Raw genomic sequence first — 23061 nt, 5'->3', positions numbered from 1 at the left:
GCAAGGCTCTTTTTTCATGAGATGATCCTGCTTAAAAAGCGCATCAATCCCACTTTCGCAGTTCACTAACACTCGACAATGATTGCGAAATGTGGGACCTAACATTGTTGCGGCTGCGCGTTCTCACTCAACGTACGTCTGAGTACGCCTCGTTCGAATGCTCGCCGCGCCTAGTATCTGCATCTTTTTAAGCAGCTAGTTTGCGTTCCCTGGTCGCCGGGATAGGGAAAAGCACAGGGCTTGTCATATTTTTTTCATAATTTGCCGCTATAATAAAGAAGCAATCTCTTCCATTTTATTTACAGTCCTCATTTTCGTGAGGACTGTTTTTTCATAAAAAAATAGCCCTCAACGGGCGTATATTTATGGAACAGCAGTTAAGAAATTTTTATATTTTTAATAAACAGATTAACTAACGGTATGAGGAAAAGGTAAAATGCGTAAGGGATAAAGCCCGCATCGGCGGATAAAGCGCTGGCCGGAACAGCTCCGGCAATATTCCAGGGAATAAGGGCAGAAATCACGATTACGGTATTTTCCAGATCAACGGCCAACTGATAGTTGCTAAGCCCATGTTTCTCATAAATCGTATTTTCAAATTGATGACTTAGCATAACGGCAAGGGTCTGGTTGCAACTGAAGGCGGCGGTGGCGATACTGGTCAAAATTGTCACCGGGTAAACGCCGGCTTTTTGGCTTAGTTTTTCAATGAAACATTCAATATTCCGCAGCAGTCCCGTTGCTGCAAAAATGCCCGAATAGGCCGAGGACAGTAAAACGATTAGGGCTACATTAAACATGGAAGAAAGCCCGCCGCCCTGGATGATTTCAGCAAAGGGACCTGTCCGGTTCGTAGTGTAGCCTGTCAGGATGTAGCGGAGCATTTCTCCCCATGTTTGGTGTTGAACAAAGATGCCGATGAATATACCTGCCAGGATGCTGATCCCCATTGAGTGTTTGACATCCAATTTAAAAACGGCGGCCAGAAGGATAATAACGGCAGGCAGCAGGGTAATTCTGCTGATGTCAAACGAACTTGCTATTTCACCGGCAATTTGACTGTCATGAAACTGCAGCGGGTTCCAGTAGGATAAAAGCAGATAGCCAATAACAGAAAGGATAAAAGGAATTGTGGAGGTTTTAACCATGTTTTTAATATTGCTATAAAGCATGGTATTGGTTAAAGAGGCTACCAAATTGGCGCTTGAAGACATGGGCGAGCAGCGGTCGCCGAAATAAGCGCCGGCAATGATTGCGCCTGCGGCCGCATTGACGGCTACATTGCCGCTTTTGGCCAGAATAATCAAAACCACGCCAATGGTTCCGACCGTACCAAAGGAAGTTCCCAGAAGAAACGACACAATACAGGAAAGCAGGAAGGCCGATAAGATAAAATAGTGGGCGTTTAAAAACATCATTCCATAATAGACGATGAAAGAAACGGTTCCACAAGCCCGCCAGACGGCGGTAATGGCCCCGATGAGTATAAAAATCTTTAGGACAATGAATGATTTTCCTGCGCCGGCAAGCATCATTCGGCCTAAGGCCGGCAGGGAGTAGCCACGGAGCAGGGAGAGTAATGTAAAGCAAATCAGGCCCAAAAGAAGCGGATAAAGGATAGATATTTTTGAATAAATACTGAAAAGCAGGGCGATAAAGAAAAGGATGAAAACGAATACGGTATCCAACATATCACCTGTTTCTAAAGGTTTAATCCACATTTCGCATTTCGAATTTATAGCTGAAAGCCATGTCAGCGGTTTTTCTTAACCACCTGTCACGGTTTTGTCATACTTTCCCATTATACTAAAAACACGATATGAGGAGGGGATATTCTTGAAAAGTATTGTGAAAAAAACAATCATCTATTCGATGATCGGCATGATAGAAATGGGGTTTGGCGCATCGGCAGTATTTGCTTCTCCCGTATATAGTTATAATGGGCCGCAGCAAATCGTCCAGTTGGATGACCGGCATGACCGTGATAATGACCGGTGGCGGGAACAACGGCGGCATGAAGAAGAACGGCGCCGGGAACATGATGAGAGACTGCGCCGGGAAAATGAGCGGCACGAAAGGGAAATGCAGCGTCGCAGGCACGAAAGTGAACGGGAATGGCATGAGCGTCAGGAACGGGAAAGACAACGTCACGACGAAACGTTGCACGAAATTGCTGCTCTTCTGATTGGTATTGCAATTGGTTCGGCAAATAAATAAAAAGGCGAATGGTTCTGCAGAATCCGCGGAAGTTTGACTTCTGAGTCTGCAAAAAATCCGGCGTAATAGCCGGATTTTTTTATTTTCTGAAACAGGGTAATTACAAATTCCGCTTAGCAATTATATAACCCAATATTTCCTGCGCCATAGCAGAAAATAATAAAATTTTGTCATAATTAACTGCCGTATTATTTAAGTACTGTAAAATCAGCGTATCGTTACAGGCGGTTCCCGGCATGATTCCGGCGAAAAAGAAGCCCATCTTTTCGAATTCAGGCGTCAAATAACCGGTCAAGGGGTTATTAAGACTTAAATATAAATGAATGACGGACAGATTACGTTGAGAAAGCTCATTTATTTTTGTATGAATCTCGGAAATAACATGAGGTCCATAGTGTATTATTTTTAAGATTGCTTGTCCTAATGCATTGCTAACTTTCACTTTTAACAGGGATTCCGTATGGAAATAGTTCTGTAAATCTTTTGGCAGCAGCCGGCACTGGACATAAGGAACCCCGATATTTTTAAATAACTTGGCAATCATTTCTTTGTGCCGCGGCGGCGGGTAGATGATTATAGAACCGGGCTGTTCTAAATACATGTAAGTCAATACCAATGTCAGCCGTTGTAAAGGGCTGACATTGATTTCCTTAAACTGGGCGTCCGGAAGATATCCCAACCAAATGCCACAATCTTTGAAGCCATGATTATATACCTGTCTTTGCGAAAATATATGTTTGGTAACAGGCGGGATATATATTCCTTTTACTTCTTCAAACAGTTCCGGATTTCTATTTATATATAAATATTCTGCTAATCCGGTTAGCACTCCCCCGTTGCGAAAGCCCGTCTTGACCACAGCCATAACCGGTTCAACAATTTGCGGATCGTCTTCTGTCCGTAAAAGAGCCATATGACCAATGAGCTGATTGTCACCGGTTACGGCCACTACCGAGGTTAAACGTCCGCACTGGTTGGCATGGATAATTTCCCGGGGATCATAAAATTGTTTGTAAAAATAGGAATCGCCGTAAGAATCACGGATTAGGCCAACAACATCCATCACGTCGGCTTTACTCATAGCTCTAAGAGAAAAGGTAATATTATGACGAGACGGCTCAGGCATTGACGGAGTTAGCATCGGCAAATTCTCCCCGTACAATTTTTAAATAAATAATATCATGTTTTGGCAGTATTTTGTAGTATTATAGTAGATTATGTCATAAATAATCACAGTAAAATAAACTTTCAACCCGTTTTTCTGTTGGGAGCATCATAGGGATCATTTTGGGCATTTTTGATAACATTAAACCTTACCGCAAAGGTGGTACCCTCAGGACTGGTTTCAATCGCAATAGAAGCATTATGCCTCAGGGCGATCCGGTAGCATATCGGTAGACCCAGGCCTGTGCCGGCGCATTTCGTAGTTAAAAAGGGCGTACCTAGTTTTTCTATTATTTGTGGTGGAACACCGGGGCCTTGATCGCTTATAGCCAAGACAGCCTGGTTCTTATCAAAAAATGTGCGTATGGCAAGTTCGCCGCCTTTCGGCATTGCTTCCAGGCCGTTTCTGACTAAGTTAAGCAATAACTGGCGAATTTCTTTTTCATCAAGAAACAAATCCGGAATATCATTCAATGAAAGCTTGATAGAACAGTTGGAAGCGACTGCAGTGGCCTGTAACAAGGGAAGTAATGCACTGACAATCGTATTTAGACAGCAGTTTATCCGGCAAGGTACTTTATCTTTGGCCAGCAGTAAATATTCACTGATAATTACGTTTGTTCTGTCCAGTTCTTTAATCATTAGATCATAGCGTTCCTTAATGACACTACGTTCTTCTTTCATGTTCAGCATTTGCAAGTAACCTCTTACAGCGGTAAGAGGATTACGTATTTCATGGGCAACACTGGCCGCCATTTGCCCTACCATATTAAGCCGGTCCAGCCGCAATAATTTTTCTTCCAGCCTTTTTCGCTCACTAATGTCAATGATAGTACTCAGCACATGCATTTCGCCGCTGATATTGACCAACTCGGCAAATAACAGACAGACCCAAACTTTTCCTGTCTTACTCCGCAGATGGGTTTCAAATTCCCGGACTGACTTTTTTTTCTGCAACAACCGTAAAAATGTATCATACCTATCAAATTGAAACGGTAAATCTTCCGCTTTCCGGCCGATTATATCTTCCGGCTTACTTTCAAAGGTAAATAAAAAACTGTCATTTACAGCGACATATCGGTTGTCTTTGACTCTTTTGATGATCATTGGACTGGGATTTAGATTAAAAGCAACTGCAAAGCGTACCTCGCTTTTTTGTAATTCTGACTGAATATTACGAGTATTAATGATATTTTGGGTAAGAAATACAAAGATGGCACCACCTGCGGCATGACTGATAATCATTGGGATGCCCACTCTTTTTACAGTTGCAACCACAATTTCACTCTGTTCGCCCATAGCCACAGTCAGCGCCATATGAAACACCTCAAAAGCAACGGCAAAACCTGCTGTACCCCACACGCCCAGCAACTGCCCTTTTTTCCACCGATTTACCAGACCTCCCGCCAGTCCGGCGAGCAAGGTTGCTAATAAAGCGGAATTAGCCATTTCTGCCGCTCCGGCGTATCTTATATCAAAAAAACGGTAGATTCCGCCAAATAAACCGGCTCCTACTCCTGCTACGGGTCCCCCCAGTAATCCGGCGAGCATCGGTCCCAGAACCCGGACATTGGATACACCGCCTGCCGCAGCGGCATAGAGAGAAAACAAACCAAATGTTACCAGCAATAACATTTGGTTTTTATAAGTACGCTTTCCGTCGAGAATTTCACAATAGTATGCCGAATGACTCATTAAATAGGCCATCACCATGATTACACATACATTGTTTATAGGAGATATTATTGTCTTAATTAATGGATCGTCCATAAAATAAGCACTCTCCTTTTGTAGAATATGTAATTGGTTCCATGAAATCTATAATATTCCATTATTAGACATCTATCGAGAAAATCCTCTAAGGTTCACTGCTATTTCCGCGTTTTGTCATAAAATGAAACTTTTCTAAAATTACTTCTTTAATGCATCAATTTGTTTTTGCATTTGTTTCATTTGAAATTGCAATTCTTTTATCATCACTTCCAGCTTTTCATGGGATTTTTCTTTTTCTTTCGCTTTTTCCGCTTCCTCCTGTTTTTGCTGGGCTGCACTGGCATCATTAATAAAAGTTCTTTGAGCGGCAACGACAAACATTACTTGTGACATTTCAAAGAGTCCGTTTGCCAGAACATTAATTTCATCAATGGTTAATGGCTGGGCTGCGGCGACTCCTAATAAATAGAAAAGTAAAGTGGCTTCGTCAGGGGTTAAGGAAAAAAGTACGGATTCATCCGGGAGTAATTTAAATATTGCCAAGACCCTCCACCCCGCCAAACAGAATTTGCATCGCTACAATTATATGCAGAACAAGTTATGTCTGTGTATTGTGGCGTCCATATTTCGAGGGTCTTTGCGAAATGCCTTTGATGTGGTAAGATATGGCTATTGAAAAATATGGCGGTTCTATAAACGGAGGTCGTTATGTCTATTTGGGCAAAATTTATTCATTATTATAAACCCTACCGGGGATTGTTTTTTACCGACTTGGTTTGTGCTTCGATAGTTTCTCTGGTGGATATCACATTTCCTCAAATCCTTTATTTTCTTACGCATGTTGTCTTCACCCGGGACACGGCGGAAATTGGGCAGACCCTGGGGATTATCGCTGCCGGAATGACCGTTATGTACGGAATTCGCTATGCCTGCCAGTATTATATAACTACCTGGGGACATATTATGGGCGCGAGAATGGAGAGTGATATGAGGCAGGATTTATTCGATCACTATCAGCGCCTTTCCTTTTCTTACTATGACCGTAATAATACCGGTGAAATGATGTCGAAGCTGGTATCCGATTTGTTCGATATTTCGGAACTGGCCCATCACGGACCGGAAAACCTCTTTATCTGCACCTTGAAAATTATCGGTTCTTTTGCGCTGCTGTTGTTTCTCAATGTGAAAATGACGGTCATTCTTTTTCTGATTACCCTGGTCATGATTTATTTCAGCATTTATAAAAACAGGAAAATGAAAGCCGTTTTTATGGACAACCGGAAAAAAATCGCCGGCGTGAATTCCCGGGTTCAGGACAGCCTCTCCGGTATTCGCGTTGTAAAATCATTTGCCAATGAGGATTTGGAACGGGAAAAATTTTGCGACAGCAATTTACGGTTTTTGGATTCGAAGGTTAGCAGTTATCAAATCATGGGTAGTTTTCAGGCAGGAAACGGCCTTTTCCAGGGCTTGCTGTACACGGCGGTGCTGGTCAGCGGCGGTTTCTTTATCGCCAACGGTAGTCTGGAGATTGGCGATCTTGCCGTATATGCCCTGTATATTGGAATTTTTATGAATCCCATTGATGTGCTTATCAATTTTACGGAGCAGTTTCAGAAAGGGTATTCCGGCTTTAAACGTTTTCAGGAAGTTATCAATACGACGCCGGAAATTTTGGAAAGGTCTGACGCCGTGGCGCTGACCAATGTCCAAGGCCATATTGTCTATCAGGATGTCTCCTTTCGGTATGATCAAAGTACCGGCGTGCTGGATGGGGTGAATATCTCCATTGACGCCGGAAAAACCGTGGCGCTGGTGGGACCTTCCGGCGGCGGCAAGACAACCCTTTGTTCCCTTTTGCCCCGGTTTTATGACGTAAACGCAGGAGCGATTCGGATTGACGGCAAAGATGTGCGGGATGTTACTCTCAAGTCCCTGCGCCGGGCTATCGGCATTGTACAGCAGGACGTGTATATGTTTGCCGGCACGGTACGGGAGAATATCACCTACGGCAAGCCCGATGCCACGGATGCGGAAATTATTGAGGCGGCGAAAAACGCCAATATTCATGATTTTATCATGAGCCTGGATGACGGATACGAAACGTATGTGGGAGAACGGGGTACCCGCCTTTCGGGCGGGCAAAAACAGCGGCTGGCTATCGCCCGCGTATTTCTAAAGAATCCGAAAATCCTGATTTTAGATGAAGCTACCTCTGCCCTCGACAACGAAAGTGAACGTTATATCCAGGATTCTCTGGAGCGTCTTTCCCAAAACCGGACCACCATTGTGGTGGCCCACCGGCTCAGTACGATCCGCAACGCGGATGAAATTATCGTTATTGACCACAACGGCATTCAGGAGCGGGGGAATCATGCGCAGTTGTTATCGCAAAACGGACTATATGCCAAATATTATAATATGCAGTTTGAGGGGCTGGATGAACTGCCAGATGGATGAAGGCTGTTCACTAAGCAGGTAACTTTATTAATCAACTTAATAAAGTGTTTTAAATAGAGTGAAATTGGTACTATTTTCCAACAAGCTATTCCTTACATTTTATACGGAATTTTTAGAGATTGCAGTTTGTTGGGAATATTGACAATCTTTTATGGTATGCTATTCTATATGTAGTTTATTTAAATATTTTAATGAAGTATAAATAAGGAAGGGGCAATACTTAAAGAGAATCGGTGAATAGTAATGTAAAAATAATTGAAGAATTTTAAATGAACATTTATACAAGGAGACTAAAGTTATGATGCAACATATTAGGCGATTGTTAATCGGCCGGCCGCTGCATAACCAGGAAATCATCCATGAAAAACTTCCTAAGTGGAAAGCCCTGTCCATTTTTTCATCCGATCCGCTGTCTTCGGTAGGATACGGTCCGGAACAAATTGTTATTGTTCTTACGATGTCGGGATTGTTAGCCTATGGTTATTATCCTTATATATTTGCCACAATCCTTGCCATCCTTGCGATTATTTCCATCTCATACGGCCAGGTTGCCAAAGCGAACCCCGGTGGCGGCGGTTCCTACTCGGTGGCTATGCGCAACCTGGGGGTTACGCCGGCTCTTATTGCGGCCGCATCTCTGTTTGCCGACTATGTTTTAACAGTTTCGGTAAGTGTTTCCTCGGGTACCGATGCGCTGGTGTCCGCTTTTCCTGTGTTAATACCCCATACCATTACCATTGATTTGCTGGTGCTGTTTGGTTTATTGATGATCGTGAATTTGCGGGGTATACGGGAATCCTCCAATGTCTTCGTTTTTCCAACCTACGCCTTCGTCTTCGGGATATTTACCCTTATTGCCGTAGGCGTCTATCAAGTGTTTACTCAAACGGCTCCCTTCATTCCTGCGGCGTCTGTTGCTAGGCACCCCCTTGACTGGACTATGCTGTTACTGGTTTTGCGGGCTTTTTCCTCAGGCTGCGCTTCGGTTACCGGGGTAGAAGCCATTTCGAACGGAGTGCCTGCGTTCAGAAAGCCGGAAGCAAAAAATGCCGCCCTGACCACTTATTATATGGCTATCATCCTGGGAATTATGCTTATCGGTATTTCTTTCCTGATTATGCACTATCATTTTCTCCCGCTGGAGAAGGAAACTATGTTGTCACAACTGGCGGCTGTTGTCTTTAAGCGGAACTGGTTTTATTATTTTATTCAAATCTCCACAATGCTGGTGTTATACATAGCGGCGAATACCTCCTATAATGGACTGCCGCCACTTTTATCCATTATGGCCAAGGATGGTTACGCTCCCCGTTATCTTGGACTGCGGGGTGAACGCCTCAGCTTTTCTAATGGCATTGTCCTGCTTAGCATAATTGCCGGAATTTTGATTCTCATATTCCACGGTAACGTAGAGCACCTGCTTTCCTTATATGCGCTGGGTGTATATACCGCGTTTACTATTTCCCAAATGGGCATGGTGGTCCACTGGCGGCGGGAAAAAGGACCCCGCTGGGTCTTGCGGGCGGTGATCAATGCCATCGGTGCCTGTCTGACCGGCAGTGTCGTTATTATCGTTTCCATTGCTAAATTTAGTCACGGCGCCTGGATCGTGCTGGTCTTTGTCCCGATTATGATCTGTATTTTCCGGGCTATCCGGGCGCATTACAACGACATGGCCGAACAGCTTCATTTGCCGGAAGCAATCTTTTCGCAAAGTCTTACCCAGACCAAGGCCAAAAACCTGGTTGTCGTACCTATCGCCAGTCCTACCCGGGTGGTAGCGGAAACGCTGCGGTACGCCCGCTCGATCAGTGAGGACATTATTGTCTTGCATATTGCTACCGACGAAGCCGCTGGCAAGAAAGTGGAAGACAAGTGGAAGAGCTGGAATCCGGGGATTGAACTGGTGACGGTGTACTCGCCGTACCGGCTGGTCATTCAGCCTATTCTTGATTTTGTTAGCAAACTCGCAACCCAGAAAAATGACTACGACTATATCACTGTCGTTATTCCCGAGTTTGAAACCAAGAAATGGTGGCACCGTCTGCTGCATAACCAGACCGGCTGGGTTCTTCGCACCCTGCTGATTTTTCGGGAAAACGTCATCGTAACCGCTATTCCGTATCACCTGAAAAAATAGTTGACCATCAGTTTAAAAGAATAGTATTAAACTCCTGCCTTGGCTGGCAGGAGTTTGTTTTTTGGGGGGGAAGCAATGCCGGCAAAAAGGGTTACCTTTTACTTCAAACAGAACGGAGCACATTTTGTAAAGAACGGCAAACTGTATACCATCCGGCGGAAAATTCAGCAGTCTCAAGCGCAGAAGGCCGGTATTGATCTGCCTTAATGATTATAAACAAATGCTGCTTTTTTACAATTTCTAAAATAATAAGACAAAAATAGAGGAATTTTGATATTTGGTAAGGAATAACAGTATCGGAAAAAATTGAACGTTTTCTGATGTTAGAGTTGGGAGAGATAATATGTTTGACAAACCAATGAGCCACAGGCAGAAAAACTGGTGGAAGACCTTTCATCTTCTTTTTGTCAGTATCTGGTTTGCCGGCGGGCTGGGGGCGCTCCTCCTGGCTGTTTTGGCGACCAAAACCAGGCACATTGTGTTAATTTTTGCGGCTCATTACTATATTCAATACTTTGATTGGTTTTTGATTATTCCGGGAGGGCTGGGAACAATTCTTACGGGGATTTGGCTCGCTGCCCGGACAAATTGGGGGCTGGCGAAATATTACTGGATTATTGTAAAATTATTGGCCAATATTGGCATAATTCTTTTTGGCGGGATCAAGATGCGACTTTGGATTCATGAAACAGTCCCGCTTATCCTTGCGAATCGGAATAATACCTTGCAAAATGCTCAATATCTCCATAATCGCGAGATGCTGGTTATTGGTTTGAGTGTATCATTAGGAGTACTGATCTTTTTGATGTTTATTTCGGTTTTTAAACCCTGGGGTCCAAGAGGTAAAAACGGGTCTTAGGACACTGGACAGAAACTAAAAACCGCCCTTGCCGGGTTATGTCCCGGACAATGGCGGCTTTTTTTCGCCTGAGCCCAGAGCCCTGGGCATTGGCCCCGTTACGGTATATCAGTGAATTGGGAAACAATCTGGTGTACAATTCCGTAGTTTTTCGCTTCTTGCGCCGAAAGCCAGAAATTCCGTTGCGTATCCCTTTCCACTTTTTCTAAAGGCTGACCGGTGCGGTTGCTGATCAATCGGTTTATTCGGCTGCGCATTCTGACAATCTCTTCCGCTTCAATTTTGATATCGGTGGCTGTACCATGGACTCCTCCCAAAGGTTGATGAATCATAAAGCGTGTATTTGGCAATGAATAGCGGTCCTGCTTTTCTGCTGCAAGAAAAATTGTAATCCCGGCGCTGGCGACCCAGCCGGTGCCAATCATAATGACCCGGGGTTTAATAAACCGGAGCATATCATGAATCGTATCGCCCGCTTCAACATGTCCGCCTTGACTGTTGATAAACAATTTGACCGGTTCATTGCCAGTCTCTTGTAAAATTAAAAGTTGGGCCATTACTGTTTCCGCCAATGCTTGGGTAATTTCTCCGGATATAATAATAGACCGGGTTTTTAGTAACCTTTCCTGCAACTTCCCTGTGTAACATTTTTCTTCCCATTGTTCCATTCAACTTATTCTCCTTTCGATGCTTGAGAAAATAAGGTCGGTTCACGGTTTCCACTGGACCTGTTTAATCTTAATTCCTTATAGTAGATAAAAGTCCTGCCAAATAAATACATTATTGGGATATAAAGGGCGTTAAATAATGATTTGGTCAGAGCAGGTCGTTTTTTATTTCCCGGTGATGGGAGAGAACATAATTAACCATGCGTTCCATAGAGGAACCGGGAACTAACTTTTTCCATTCCATGGGCCGGTCAAGCTTTAGTATTTGCCGGTTTGTTTTTTTGTCATAAATAATTCCCTCTTCGAAGCGGCAGATTTTTTCTTTGGTATTTACAGCGATCCGTACATTAGTCACTTGATTATTGCTGTGATTGTCCATGAGGCTCCAAAACATGACGCCGTCCGGCTTAACAGCTATAGTATTCATGTCCACACTATATACAATATTGTTGTTGGTCAATACATCGTGCCAGTCGGCCTTTTTGGGGGCGGCATAGGAAATATTACAAAGAATCAATAAAGAAATCATTATCAATAAACTTTTTTTCATACTGCACCTCATATTAAAAATTCGAATTCATTTGATACCCTACTTATAATACTACAGCTTGTCTTACGGATACGCAATTTATTTTTGTTGCAATTCGGCAGCCTTTATCTAGCAGCTTTCTGAGCTGGAAATAAATGAATTCAGGCTAACCTAATACGAAGTAAGTTGGTTAACTCCGCAGCTTTGTCGCCAAGAAAGTTGGAATAATTCAATCCCTATCCTGGAGAATATAAGATAAATAGTGACTTTAATTATCGTGACTGCACTTAGGCTATAAAATATATCCGGAACAGAACGGGGCCAACATGAAGAAAAATCATCCATCCGGTTCCAAGTCTACACAGAATATTGCCGGTAAGCTCCGCAAGCTTACGTCGCTGATTACCCATGCACGAGACATTGAAACGGATACGGAGGCGCTGGTGAATACTCTTGGGGAGCAGCATGCCGATCCAGCCAATTATCCGGTTGACGCGAGGCTTGATATCAATTTGCAACATCTGCGGGAAATGCTGGCGGACAGCTTTGACTTTCAAATCCGGGAGTTTTCCATTACCGCTTCGAAACGGAAAGCGGCGGTTGCCTTTTTTGCCGGGATGACTGACGAAGAAGTGATTGATACTCACGTAATCGGCAAACTGATGCTGCCGCCGGTGGCAGGGTTAGTGTTTTCTTCACAGCAGGACGAATTTGCCTACCTGAAAAACACCCTGCTTACGGTTGCTTCTTTTAGTGAGGTTGACGAAATGAAGCCGGCCGTGCAGCAATTATTGACGGGCGATGCACTGCTCTTAATTGATGATATGCCGGCTTTCATTGTGGTGAAAAATAAAAAAATGCATCATCGCGCTATTTCCGAGCCGGAAGCGGAATCCAACGTTTATGCGGCCCGCGACGGTTTTGTCGAAGATCTTGAGATTAATCTCACCCTGATCCGGCGACGGCTGAAAAATCCGAACCTGATTGTAAAAAAAATTACCGCCGGTGTGAGAAGCAGTACCGATTTTGCTTTGCTCTACTTTCGAGGTATTGCGGATCTGCGCCTGGTATGCGAGGTGGAGCGACGTCTAAAACAGATTAAGCTGGATGTTCCGGTCGGTATTGGCTCAGTAGCCGGGTTAATAGAGGATCATCCGTATTCAATATTTCCTACTATGCTGCCTACCGAACGTCCGGATAAGTTTGCCGCCGCTCTGATAGAAGGAAAAGTGGGGATCCTGATGGACGGTTCGCCTTTTAGTCTCTTGGCGCCGGCCACGCTGGTTGATTTTTTTCAAACCAGCGACGATTACAATGAAAAGTGGGCAATTGCTTCCTTAATCAGGATTACCCGCTATTTTTCTTCTTTGTTTGCGATGGCGACGCCGGCTTTCTTTGTGGCCATGACGACCTTTCACCCCGGCTTATTGCCTACCCCGCTGGCAATTACCATTGCCTCGGCCCGGCTGGGCATTCCGTTTCCGGCTTTTCTGGAGGCGCTGGTTATGGAAATCCTGCTGGAAGTTTTGCAGGAGGCCGGCATCAGGCTGCCGAAAACGATCGGTCCCGCCGTCAGCATCGTAGGCGGCCTGGTCATTGGCGAAGCGGCCGCCCGCGCCGGATTGGTAAGTTCCCCGATGGTCATCGTGATTGCTTTTACCGCCATTGCTTCATTTAATATCGCCAATTACCGGCTCAATTTAATTGTGCGGCTGCTGCGGGTGCCGCTGATGCTGCTCGGCACGATATTGGGAATGTTTGGCGTAATGATCGGGCTGCTGGCCCTCATGGCTCATCTTAGTATTATCGATAGTTTTGGTGTGCCGTATTTGGCGCCTGTTGTGCCGAAAAACGTCCGCCATTTTAGCGATTTTAAGGATACAGTGGTGGTGGCGCCGCCGGACCGGATGGACGAGCGTCCCGCTTATTTGAAACCGATAGATCATAAACGGCAGCAAAAGTAACCGTTGGAAAGGAGACCGGTACAATTGAGTTTAGGGCAACGGATTTCGCCGCTCCAACTCTTCGTGATTTGTTTTGTTACCGCTTTTGGTGTCTCTATGACTACGCTGCCTCGTTCCGTAGCGGAAGCTGCCCAAGAAGACATGTGGCTATCGGTGATGCTCGGCGGTGTACTTTTTTTGCTGACCGTATGGACGGCAGCAAAATTAGCCGCCTATTTTCCGCAGGCTACTTGTTTTGAATATCATCGCATTCTGCTTGGCCCGTTCCTGGGGCAACTTTTTAACCTGATATTAGTTGTCTTGCTGGCTATGATTCCTATCGTATCAATACGGACTTTTGGTTCGGCGGCTCAAATGTACCTGTTTCATATAACTCCGCCGCCGGTTATTACGTTTTCGATATTGCTGCTGCTGCTGTATGCGGCGCAATACGGCCTGTTTCCCGTCATTCGTCTGCAGCAGGTGATTTTTGTGTCGTCCCATATAGTGTTTTTTTTGATTATTTTACTGGGCTTTCTGGCCGTACATAGCCGACATTATCAGCCTTTCCTGGCGGAAGGACTGGGCCCTGTTTTTAAGGGCGCCATACCGAGCTGGTATGCCTATACAGGGCCGGAGTTTGTGATCGGCCTGTTATACCCTTTTATAACCAGACAGAAAGAGGTTTTTAAGTGGAGCGCCGCAGCTGTCGCCGCCCTGATTTTTGTATATACTCTGATTACGGTCATTGTACAGGGGATACTGGGCGTTAAGGAAACCGCCTATATGTTAAGTCCGACTATTATTGCCTATCGCAGTGTGGAAATACCGGATACTTTTATCGAACGGATTGACGGGTATTTTCTTATATTTTGGATACCGGTGTTTGTCGCCTGTATGCTAAATTGGGTTTACTTCACGGCCTTTGGAATCCGGCGCATGCTGAATCTGGAAGACAGCCGCCCGGTTGTGGTATTGTTGGTGCCGCTTTTACTCTACTTTGTTGATTTGCCTCCCAATTATCAAACCGCTGCCAAGGTTTCCGAATGGGTCAACCGGGCTTTGCTGGTGTGGGGATTGGGAGTACTCCCCTTTCTTCTCGGCCTTGCCTGGTGGCGGCAGAGGAGGAAGACGTGCTAAATAATAGGTGCCTGCGTTTTTACGGGGTATGCGGTCTGATGATCCTGAATCTCCTCACAGCGGGATGCTGGGACCGGAAAGAAATAGAAAACCGGGGCTTTGTTCTTGGGATAGGAATCGACTATGCTACACCTGTTCCCAAAGGGCAATACGACCTGCCCCATGTTACCCAGGAGGCAGGTGAGCGAAAATACCGGGTTACCTTTGAGCTGCCCAAGTTCGAAAAAAAGTCGGAAGGCAAAAGCGGCACGGAACACCACCTGCTGTATGCCGGCGAGGGAGAATCGATGTTGGCGATTACCCGAGCCATTGACGCCAAAGTTTATTTTTCCCTTTTTTTTGAGGATACACAGGCAATCATTTTTAGTGAGGCCGTGGCCCGGGATGGAATTGGCGATTTATTGGATTTTTTTGCCCGCGACCCCGGCATGCGGCGGACAGTGAAGATGTTTGTCACTCCCGGCCGGGCCGAGAATATATTGAAAGGCAAGCTGCAGGTCGATGAGGTCAACAGCATTTACATTGCGAAAACAGTACAGAATGTTCATATGACGCCGCGCTTTGCCGGCATAATCAATCTGGGGGATGTCCTGGAGGCGATACGGGAAAAGCACTCCTTTGCCCTGGCGGAAATCGTGATGGAAAATGGTGACGTGAAACTGACGAAAGGAGCTATCTTCAATAGAGACAAGAAAATGGTGGGAGAGCTGGACGAGTGGGAAACGGTGGGAGCAAAGATTTTAAAGGAATTCCTGAAACAAGGGGTCTTTTCCATCCCCAATCCTGTCAATCCGGAAAAATTAACAGTATTTGAACTGGTGGAATCACATATCAAGGTGGACTCGCATGTTCAGGATGGCAGGCTCTGGTTTTCCGTGACGGCCAATTTTATCGGCGACCTTGATGAAAATACCGAATTGGGACAGAAAGTATTGAAGCCTCAATTCCTGGCGGCAGTGGAACAAGGCTTGGATGAGCAATTCACCGGGCAGGTCCGTGCCGCGTATAGCAGGCTGCAGGGGATGAAAGCCGATGCCGTAAGCTTGGGTGACCTCGTTCACCGTCAGCATCCCAAGTACTGGAAGACCGTAAAAGACCGCTGGGATGAAGAAGTATTCCCAACGGTTCCCCTTGATGTCAAAATAAAAGTTACCATTAGAAGACCGGGACTGGTGCGCTAAAAGAAAACATGCAGTATTACGGCCACTCCACCCAGAATATACAACCAGCCGCTGATGCGGGCAAATGTTTCGGCCCGGGGGTGATTTTTACGCCTGGCGTTGGCGACGTTAAGGGTTAGCGAATACAGGCCCGTCAGTAGGAGCAGTACGGCAAAGGACGGTGTCAACGGCGCTAAAAGGATTGAAATGAATTTCGTTTTCATTAGATCCCTTTCTTTCATATTTTCAGGATTATTATGGCTGTCAGTCAATATTTTATGCCCGCTTAGGATTTCCGGCCAAGCAGTACTCTCGAAGTTTTTCTTGTTAAAAATTAATTAACTATCTTTTAATGCGAACTGCTGTTCTGATATAATGGATATAAGGTCATAAGAAAGCAGGGAATTTATGCACGATCAAAAAGAATTATGGCGAGAAATAGAACAATTGCAAGAAAAACTACACGAGATTGTTAGTAAAAAGGGGATTAATTCACCGGAAGCGATTCGGGTAAGCCAAGAGTTTAGAAACAAGATGAAAGAATATCATGATTCGAAAAATCAGTATGAACCGTGAGGCTCATAAAACATTTTTTATAAAAAATAGCTGCCGTAACTTTAATGTGGACTAAGGGAAAAAATCTTTTGGCTCAATCAGTAACAGGATGCCGCTTATCAGCACGATAAGGTTCATATAAAAATTATAGCGTTTTTGATTTAACTTTTTGGTCAATTTGTAACCGAGCCAACTGCCCAGGAGCATTGCCGGTAACAAGAATATACCATGTATCATCATGGTACCTTTTAAAATTTGAAGTTTATTAAATAGAATGCATTTTGTTATATCGGCAAACAAAAGAATACAGGCTAACGTGGATACAAACCTTTCCTTGGAAAAGCACAAGGTGATTAAAAAAATGGTTAATATAATGCCGCCGGAATGAGCAATAGATGACGCAAAGCCGGCAAATATACTGGCCAAAATGAAATGCCATGTTTTAAATTCAAAAAGTTGGAAGGTATGGATTCTTCCTTGACACATTTGCACCAGAGAAAAGATAATTGCCGTAGTGCCAATAGTTATTTCCGTAGCGGATGGTGAGGCCCAGGATATAAAATAAGCGCCGGCGACCGTTCCTAAACAGCAGCCGGGGCCCAGTAACAAGAGTGTATGCCAATCCCATTTTCGCCAAAAGATAAATATTGTTATAAAGTCGGTAAAAAGCATGAAGGGAGTCATTATGCCTAGGGCCTCTTTGGCCCCTGTAAAATTAGAAAGAAGAGGGGTTAGAAAAAAGCCGGCGCCAATTCCAAAACCGGTTTTTATTAGTCCCGACAGTAAAGCGGCTACTATAAGTGCTATGATAGATAGTTTTGACATCTTTTTACCCTCCCTAATTATATATAGCCTTTAAGCTATTTTTATGGCCAAAGATGCAAATAGAGAACAAAAATGTGGGGAATAATTCCTAGCCTTTGGGGAATTTTTCCCCGCAACTTTGTTTTGAGTCTCGGCTGGCATATTAACAGGCCGCTAAAAACCTGGGGTATAGCAGCCGGACGATTTTATCATGGCCGGCATGAAACTTGCTTCTTTATAGGGCAAAACAACCGGTGAACAGGTGAAATAAAATGAATAGCTTGGACGAGAGATTAGAGAAGTCCGTTTATTCCCTAGTTATATCCAAAGATATATTAGGCATAAATGGACTTCTTTTTTCTAAAACAGAATCAGAAAGGCTGGTGAGAACCTCGAATGACAAGGGAATGCGAAAAGTGGGATTAAATGGAGAAACACCTAATTTAATGAATTAAGGGAGGAATGAGAAAAATGTCTATGGTAGTAGCGGAATTTCTCGGAACGGCGGTTCTTACCTCATTTGGTTGTGGTGTCTGTGCTAACGTTAACTTAAATAAATCAAGAGCAAATGTTAGCGTATTGGGCGGCGGCTGGATTACCATCACCGCAGGATGGGCCTTCGCTGTTATGTTGGGCGCTTTTATGAGTAATGCTCTTGGCGGTGCGGGAGAATTGAATCCGGCTCTTGTTCTATTTAAAGTGCTGGCAGGTGTCTATACGATTTCGGTAGCTTTGCCGATAATGATCGCTGAATTACTTGGGGCCATGCTCGGGGCCTTTCTGGTTTGGCTGGCCTATTTACCTCACTGGGAAGTTACCGAAAATCCAGGAGCTATATTGGGGACATTTACCTCCGGAGCAATGATCAAAAATGATATGGCTGCCTGTCTTTGTGAAATAATTGCCACGACCCTTTTATTTATTTGCCTGGCCTCTTTCGGCAGTAGACTGGTAACCGGGACGGCAGGCATGTCGCCTGGTTTTGGCAACTACCTGGCCGGTATGCTTATCTGGGCTTTAGGTCTAAGCTTGGGCGGGCCCAGTGGATATGCTTTGAATCCTGCCCGTGACCTTGGCCCTCGCATTATTCATGCTGTGCTGCCAATTCCCGGGAAAGGCAGCTCCGACTGGGGTTATGCCTGGGTTCCCATCGTTGGACCCGCTGTTGCCGCTTTTGTTGCCTATGGTATTTGCCAGGCAACAGGCCTTATCTAGTTTAGCAGCAATAATATAGCTGGGCAGAAGAAAGACCGTGTCGAGCGTGTCGAGCGGTCTTTCTTAATGGAATTTATAAATTTTTAAAAGGCAAGCGCAGCGGTTTCCCTATAAGCTTGTATATTATAAAATCAGCAAATATGATAAAATATAGAAAAGACAAATTATTCAGCCGAAATCGTTCAGACCTATCTGGCAGGGTTCCGGTACTGTTTGCTAATGATTTTCAGGTAGGCAAACCTCTGAAGGTGATTAAGAAAGGATGTTGACATGTCTACGCTGCTTTTAACAAAAAAAGCTAAAGTTGCAGCAGCTTTAGTTATTACCGCTTATTTATTTATGGTTGCCTATGATATTTATAAAGGAAACTGGAATTTGGGACTGCTCGGGGAACTGATTGTTTTAGGCAGTTTTCCTCTATTTTATTTTAAATACGACCGAATTGCCAATGTGGTGATGGTAGTGGGTGGATTATTATTTTTATATGGCACGGCAAACTAAAATTGAATTAAACTCCGTGTGATTTATTCTTCATCCGGCTTATTTTCTTGTCTTTTTGACAGTGGCTTAGCCGCTGCCGGCTGCAGCCCCGGCGAAAAGGCTGTCCTTTCAGACTCCCGGAAAATTCTTTCTTGCCACATTTGATATCCATATAATACTACGGCGAGTATCAAGGCAATGAGAAATGTTTGGAAGGGGGAAATGCCAACTAAATTAAGCATGTTGATGCTGGGAAAATAATATTGAAAAAGCAAGAAAGCAAAACCCAAATCTAAGATTGCATTCGTAACCAGATAGACCCAGAATCGTTGATAGGTAAATTTAAATATCCATAGGGTTATTACCGTATTCAAACCAATATCGAAAGGCATTAAACTGTGAAGCGGATAAGCTGTTTCACGATGAACCCAGAAGCCCAGAGTAATGCCTACGTCACCGATGATTGCGCTCGCGACCGCCGCAAATAAACCTACCGGCATATAGCGTCTTATATCGTCCTGCTTCATTAAAAAGAGAGTCAAAAACGGCCCAGCCAGCATAGCCCAAAGTATTATCTGATTATTCAAGAAATAACCTCCTTGATTAACGGATAGTACTAGTATTCATTTAGCCTAAATAATTAATACATAATACCGTTTAGGCTACGAATAAGGATAAAGGGGATTCTGCGCAGCATATAATACCTGTAAGCTTAAATTTATCGGTGTTGGGGGGAAGACATGACATCATGCCGGTCAATGAAACATTAAACAGTATCAAAAACCGCAGAAGCACCCGTAATTTTAAGTCGGAACAAATTAAGGCGGAGGAACTGCAGGCTGTTTTGGAGGCGGGGATCTATGCTCCGAGCGCGGGAAATCAGCAGGCTTGGCATTTCACGGTAATACAGAATAAGGAACTGCTCACCTGGCTGAACCGGGAAGCAAAGAAAAAAGCCAAACAATTAAAAATTGAACATTTGCAAACGATGGCCAGTAATGAAAGCTTTAATATATTCTATGGTGCACCGACTGTGATCCTAGTGTCGGGAGAAGAAAATGCCGTGGTAATTGAATCGGACTGCGCCGCTGCAACGCAGAACATGTTACTGGCCGCGGAATCCATCGGGCTTGGCTCCTGCTGGGTTGACTTCGTGATTATTGCTTTTACCGGTTCGGAAGGGGAAGAGTATCTGGAGAATTTAGGAATCCCGGACGGTTATAAACCGTATGCCTCGGTTGCTTTAGGTTACAAGAATACTGAAGCAATTGAACCACCGCCAAGAAACCGCAACGTTATAAATTATATCAGGTAGCTATAGAGACATAGACGGATAAAAAGAGGGAAAAAACGGATGAGTGTATACTTTCTTGCCAAAATTGAGGTAGAAGATCCCGTGGAATATCAAAAATATCTTGATGCGTGCGATGCTATTTTTGCCCATTATCGGGGAGAATATCTTGCTGTTGATGAAAGTCCCAAGGTATTGGAGGGAGAATGGTCAGGCAGCAGGACGGTATTGATCCGTTTTCCGGATGAAGCCGAATTTTTCCGCTGGTATCATTCGGCGGAGTACCAGAAAATTTTGCGGCACCGGCTGCGAGGCGCAAGGTGCGAAACAGTATTGGTAAAAGGGAAGAATTAGGAGTAAAAGATGCCGAAGAGAACCAGCTTGTTTTTGTTTGGTAGTAGCCCTTTTGTTATACTTTTGTCACAATTTTGCGGTATCCTAAAGGTAGTCCCACCCAAACTCATAATGACCACTTCTTCCAAATATGTCCTTGATTTGACGTCAAGGGCATATTTTTTTCGCGAATCACAGCAGCAGAATGGCGTAGATGATTATATTGCTGGAGTGGCCACTGAGACAGTCTATGAAATCTTTCTATTGATTCCTTTTAGCATTTTGGTATATAATAAAATCAAACTTGTATGACGATTGGCAACTGACAAGTAAAAACAGAATTGAGGGTATTATTTTTGCAAATTCTAAAGGCGAATATCACACAACAAGTGATTGAATATCTAAAGAAGAATATTGAAAATGGTACTTGGGCGGTGGGCGAAAAAATTCCCTCGGAAAATGATTTAAAAGACATTTTGGGGGTAAGCCGGGCCAGTATACGGGTTGCTATTCAGCAGTTTATTGCGCTGGATGTACTGCAGAGCATTCAGGGAAAAGGCACGTTTGTAAAGACAAACAATATTATGGGCGTTAGAAATAATGTAAATGCAATTAATGAATCGGATTATGACGATATAATTCAGGTTTTGCAGTTCCGCCGGATCATTGAACCGGAATGCGCATATATTGCCGCTCAAAAGGCAACCGGTGAGACCATTAATAACCTGAAAACATATCTAAGCAATATGAAAAAAAGTATTGGTCAGTCTGAAGAATTTGTAAAACAGGATATGTTATTTCATGAAGAGATTTGTCATGCTACGGGCAATCATTTATTAGAAAGGTCTTTAAAAGAAGTTTTCCAGCAGAAAGCAAAAAACCATAAACAAATGAATGAAGCATTTGGCTATAATGATGGAGTCTATTATCATACATTAATGATCAAGGCGATTAAAGATAAGGATGCTAAAAAAGCCAAAAATTTAATGAAGGAACATTTGCAGCAAGCCATAGAACGGTTAGAAGCAGAGTAATTACTGTCTTATATTTTTCATTAAACTTGTCAGACGACTTACGACTAACAACCAAAGAGGAGAGAAAGGAAAAATGTCTACTAAAATTACAGATGTCAGAGTCATTCTTACGGCGCCGGAGGGAATCAATCTTATAGCCGTAAAAGTGGAAACCAGCCAGGATGGGTTATATGGGTTAGGCTGCGCAACTTTTGCTTACCGGCATATCGCGGTGAAATGTATGATTGAAGAATATCTGAAGCCGCTTCTTGTTGGCCGCTGCGCCGAAAACATTGAAGAATTGTGGCAATTGATGCATCAAAATGCTTACTGGCGTAACGGTCCGGTCGAGAATAATGCCATTTCCGGCGTGGATATGGCGTTATGGGATATCAAAGGTAAAATGGCCGGGATGCCTTTGTATCAATTATTTGGCGGCAAATGCCGCTCCGGGGTTCCTATCTACCGGCATGCTGATGGAAAAGATCCGAACGAGCTATGTGAAAAGATCCAGAAGTATCAAGAGCAGGGGATAACGCATATTCGCTGCCAAATTGACGGCTATGGCGGCGGCAGGTATGGGAAGGCTCCTGCTGCTTCTCCCCAGGGGGCGTTGGATGGCGTTTATCTTGACAGCAAAAAATATATGCGCGACACAATAAAACTTTTTGATGCAATTCGTAGCAAAATCGGCTTTGACGTTGCTCTGTGTCATGATGTGCATGAACGCTTAAAACCCGTTGAAGTGATGAAATTTGCGCAGGAACTGGAACCGTACGATCTATTTTTCCTGGAAGACGCCATATCGCTGGAAGAGGGTGAATGGATGCGGCAGCTTCGTGCTAAGACTTCCATTCCACTGGCTCAGGGTGAGCTGTTTAACAATCCCTGCGAATGGAAATTCCTGATTACGGAACGGTTAATTGATTATATTCGTGTCCACATTAGTCAAATTGGCGGCATAACTCCGGCTCGAAAATTGCAGATTTTTGCCGAGCAGTTCGGGGTAAGGACGGCATGGCACGGGCCGGGGGATATGTCGCCATTGGGCCATGCGGCAAATATACATATTGATTTGGCTGCGATGAATTTTGGGGTGCAGGAATGGTCGGGAACCGAACCGCCCAATTTTGTTATACAGGAATTAAAAGGGCCGCGAGACGCTTTGCTGGATGTATTTCCCGGCTTACCGGAGTTTAAGAAGGGCTATATATATGCCAATGATAAACCGGGTTTGGGGGTTGATATTAACGAAGTGGAAGCTGCCAAATATCCCTGTGAAAATACGGTGACAACCTGGACTCAGACAAGGAGGGGGGACGGAACGTTGAATACTCCGTGAACCAGATTCCCGGCAAATAAATTAAGGGGGCATTC

At 44.3% G+C, this 23061-nt stretch carries 24 protein-coding genes; 15 read left to right on the top strand and 9 right to left on the bottom strand.

Annotation, left to right across the window (positions count from 1 at the left end):
* Positions 1 to 377 precede the first annotated feature (377 nt).
* Positions 378 to 1721 carry a Na+/H+ antiporter NhaC family protein gene (locus LUCIF_RS12640; RefSeq protein WP_122628251.1) on the bottom strand — a complete coding sequence of 448 codons (1344 nt, stop codon included), beginning with the start codon at positions 1719 to 1721 and terminating at the stop codon, positions 378 to 380.
* Between the two features lie 115 nt (positions 1722 to 1836).
* Here LUCIF_RS12640 and LUCIF_RS12635 point away from each other — a divergent pair, with 115 nt between their 5' ends.
* The gene (locus tag LUCIF_RS12635) at positions 1837 to 2217 is read left to right on the top strand and encodes a hypothetical protein (protein WP_122628250.1); all 381 of its coding nucleotides are present in this window, start codon (positions 1837 to 1839) and stop codon (positions 2215 to 2217) included.
* Between the two features lie 100 nt (positions 2218 to 2317).
* Here the strand turns inward: LUCIF_RS12635 and LUCIF_RS12630 are convergent, their stop codons facing one another.
* The 3 genes from LUCIF_RS12630 to LUCIF_RS12620 all read right to left on the bottom strand — a co-directional run bounded on the left by LUCIF_RS12630 (position 2318) and on the right by LUCIF_RS12620 (position 5637).
* Positions 2318 to 3358, bottom strand: a complete 1041-nt coding sequence (locus LUCIF_RS12630) for a hypothetical protein (RefSeq protein ID WP_122628249.1) — start codon at positions 3356 to 3358, stop codon at positions 2318 to 2320.
* 107 nt (positions 3359 to 3465) lie between these two features.
* The gene (locus tag LUCIF_RS12625; RefSeq protein WP_122628248.1) at positions 3466 to 5151 is read right to left on the bottom strand and encodes a LytS/YhcK type 5TM receptor domain-containing protein; all 1686 of its coding nucleotides are present in this window, start codon (positions 5149 to 5151) and stop codon (positions 3466 to 3468) included.
* Positions 5152 to 5292: 141 nt separating this feature from the next.
* Entirely contained in the window at positions 5293 to 5637 is a 345-nt protein-coding gene (locus LUCIF_RS12620) for a hypothetical protein (RefSeq protein ID WP_207857583.1), read from the bottom strand.
* Positions 5638 to 5802: 165 nt separating this feature from the next.
* Between LUCIF_RS12620 and LUCIF_RS12615 the strand changes: the two genes are divergently transcribed.
* From LUCIF_RS12615 to LUCIF_RS12605, 4 genes are all read left to right on the top strand, one after another.
* Positions 5803 to 7554, top strand: coding sequence for an ABC transporter ATP-binding protein (locus LUCIF_RS12615; protein WP_122628246.1), 1752 nt, complete (start codon positions 5803 to 5805; stop codon positions 7552 to 7554).
* 298 nt (positions 7555 to 7852) lie between these two features.
* Entirely contained in the window at positions 7853 to 9694 is a 1842-nt protein-coding gene (locus tag LUCIF_RS12610) for an APC family permease (protein ID WP_122628245.1), read from the top strand.
* A 75-nt stretch (positions 9695 to 9769) separates the two neighbouring features.
* A complete protein-coding gene (locus LUCIF_RS27005) occupies positions 9770 to 9901 on the top strand; it encodes a hypothetical protein (protein ID WP_279386958.1) in 132 nt (43 codons plus the stop codon).
* A gap of 136 nt (positions 9902 to 10037) precedes the next feature.
* Entirely contained in the window at positions 10038 to 10553 is a 516-nt protein-coding gene (locus LUCIF_RS12605) for a DUF2269 family protein (RefSeq protein WP_122628244.1), read from the top strand.
* Positions 10554 to 10651: 98 nt separating this feature from the next.
* On the opposite strand, the gene LUCIF_RS12600 is transcribed toward LUCIF_RS12605, so the two are convergent.
* Positions 10652 to 11221, bottom strand: a complete 570-nt coding sequence (locus LUCIF_RS12600) for an ATP-dependent Clp protease proteolytic subunit (protein WP_122628243.1) — start codon at positions 11219 to 11221, stop codon at positions 10652 to 10654.
* 148 nt (positions 11222 to 11369) lie between these two features.
* Positions 11370 to 11771 carry a hypothetical protein gene (locus LUCIF_RS12595; protein ID WP_122628242.1) on the bottom strand — a complete coding sequence of 134 codons (402 nt, stop codon included), beginning with the start codon at positions 11769 to 11771 and terminating at the stop codon, positions 11370 to 11372.
* Positions 11772 to 12076: 305 nt separating this feature from the next.
* Between LUCIF_RS12595 and LUCIF_RS12590 the strand changes: the two genes are divergently transcribed.
* Genes LUCIF_RS12590 through LUCIF_RS12580 form a run of 3 tightly spaced genes read left to right on the top strand, consistent with a single transcriptional unit; the run spans position 12077 to position 16014 of the window.
* Positions 12077 to 13714 carry a spore germination protein gene (locus LUCIF_RS12590; RefSeq protein WP_122628241.1) on the top strand — a complete coding sequence of 546 codons (1638 nt, stop codon included), beginning with the start codon at positions 12077 to 12079 and terminating at the stop codon, positions 13712 to 13714.
* A 24-nt stretch (positions 13715 to 13738) separates the two neighbouring features.
* Positions 13739 to 14833 carry a GerAB/ArcD/ProY family transporter gene (locus tag LUCIF_RS12585; protein ID WP_165865989.1) on the top strand — a complete coding sequence of 365 codons (1095 nt, stop codon included), beginning with the start codon at positions 13739 to 13741 and terminating at the stop codon, positions 14831 to 14833.
* Entirely contained in the window at positions 14827 to 16014 is a 1188-nt protein-coding gene (locus LUCIF_RS12580; protein ID WP_165865988.1) for a Ger(x)C family spore germination protein, read from the top strand. The genes LUCIF_RS12585 and LUCIF_RS12580 overlap by 7 nt, the downstream gene beginning before the upstream one ends.
* Here LUCIF_RS12580 and LUCIF_RS12575 read toward each other — a convergent pair.
* Entirely contained in the window at positions 16011 to 16235 is a 225-nt protein-coding gene (locus LUCIF_RS12575; protein ID WP_165865987.1) for a CLC_0170 family protein, read from the bottom strand. The two genes, LUCIF_RS12580 and LUCIF_RS12575, sit on opposite strands and share 4 nt — an antisense overlap.
* 166 nt (positions 16236 to 16401) lie before the next feature.
* On the opposite strand from LUCIF_RS12575, the gene LUCIF_RS12570 reads away from it, so the two are divergent.
* Positions 16402 to 16569, top strand: coding sequence for an aspartyl-phosphate phosphatase Spo0E family protein (locus LUCIF_RS12570; RefSeq protein WP_122628237.1), 168 nt, complete (start codon positions 16402 to 16404; stop codon positions 16567 to 16569).
* A 51-nt stretch (positions 16570 to 16620) separates the two neighbouring features.
* Here LUCIF_RS12570 and LUCIF_RS12565 read toward each other — a convergent pair whose 3' ends face one another.
* Complete coding sequence (locus LUCIF_RS12565) at positions 16621 to 17373, bottom strand: sulfite exporter TauE/SafE family protein (protein ID WP_122628236.1); 753 nt, start codon at positions 17371 to 17373, stop codon at positions 16621 to 16623.
* A gap of 450 nt (positions 17374 to 17823) precedes the next feature.
* Here LUCIF_RS12565 and LUCIF_RS12555 point away from each other — a divergent pair, with 450 nt between their 5' ends.
* Both LUCIF_RS12555 and LUCIF_RS12550 read left to right on the top strand, forming a co-directional pair.
* Positions 17824 to 18567: an MIP/aquaporin family protein gene (locus tag LUCIF_RS12555; RefSeq protein WP_122628234.1), complete on the top strand. Its 744-nt coding sequence runs from the start codon at positions 17824 to 17826 to the stop codon at positions 18565 to 18567.
* A gap of 270 nt (positions 18568 to 18837) precedes the next feature.
* Positions 18838 to 19068 carry a hypothetical protein gene (locus LUCIF_RS12550; protein ID WP_122628233.1) on the top strand — a complete coding sequence of 77 codons (231 nt, stop codon included), beginning with the start codon at positions 18838 to 18840 and terminating at the stop codon, positions 19066 to 19068.
* 23 nt (positions 19069 to 19091) lie between these two features.
* On the opposite strand, the gene LUCIF_RS12545 is transcribed toward LUCIF_RS12550, so the two are convergent.
* Positions 19092 to 19634: a hypothetical protein gene (locus tag LUCIF_RS12545; protein WP_122628232.1), complete on the bottom strand. Its 543-nt coding sequence runs from the start codon at positions 19632 to 19634 to the stop codon at positions 19092 to 19094.
* Positions 19635 to 19795: 161 nt separating this feature from the next.
* Here LUCIF_RS12545 and LUCIF_RS12540 point away from each other — a divergent pair, with 161 nt between their 5' ends.
* The 4 genes from LUCIF_RS12540 (at position 19796) to LUCIF_RS12520 (ending at position 23026) form a co-directional block, all read left to right on the top strand.
* Positions 19796 to 20362 (top strand): nitroreductase family protein, encoded by a 567-nt coding sequence (locus tag LUCIF_RS12540; protein ID WP_122628231.1) that lies wholly within the window; start codon positions 19796 to 19798, stop codon positions 20360 to 20362.
* 39 nt (positions 20363 to 20401) lie between these two features.
* Complete coding sequence (locus tag LUCIF_RS12535; RefSeq protein ID WP_122628230.1) at positions 20402 to 20692, top strand: DUF1330 domain-containing protein; 291 nt, start codon at positions 20402 to 20404, stop codon at positions 20690 to 20692.
* Positions 20693 to 21027: 335 nt separating this feature from the next.
* Positions 21028 to 21705, top strand: coding sequence for a FadR/GntR family transcriptional regulator (locus LUCIF_RS12525; protein ID WP_122628228.1), 678 nt, complete (start codon positions 21028 to 21030; stop codon positions 21703 to 21705).
* 73 nt (positions 21706 to 21778) lie between these two features.
* Positions 21779 to 23026, top strand: coding sequence for an enolase C-terminal domain-like protein (locus LUCIF_RS12520; RefSeq protein WP_122628227.1), 1248 nt, complete (start codon positions 21779 to 21781; stop codon positions 23024 to 23026).
* Positions 23027 to 23061 lie beyond the last annotated feature (35 nt).

This window comes from Allolucifera butyrica, assembly GCF_900476375.1.
GTDB classification, from domain to species: Bacteria; Bacillota; Negativicutes; order Sporomusales; family UPPP01; genus Lucifera; species Lucifera butyrica.
The sequence above is the reverse complement of the archived record's forward strand: the minus strand, read 5'-3'. Positions and strand labels throughout refer to the sequence as shown.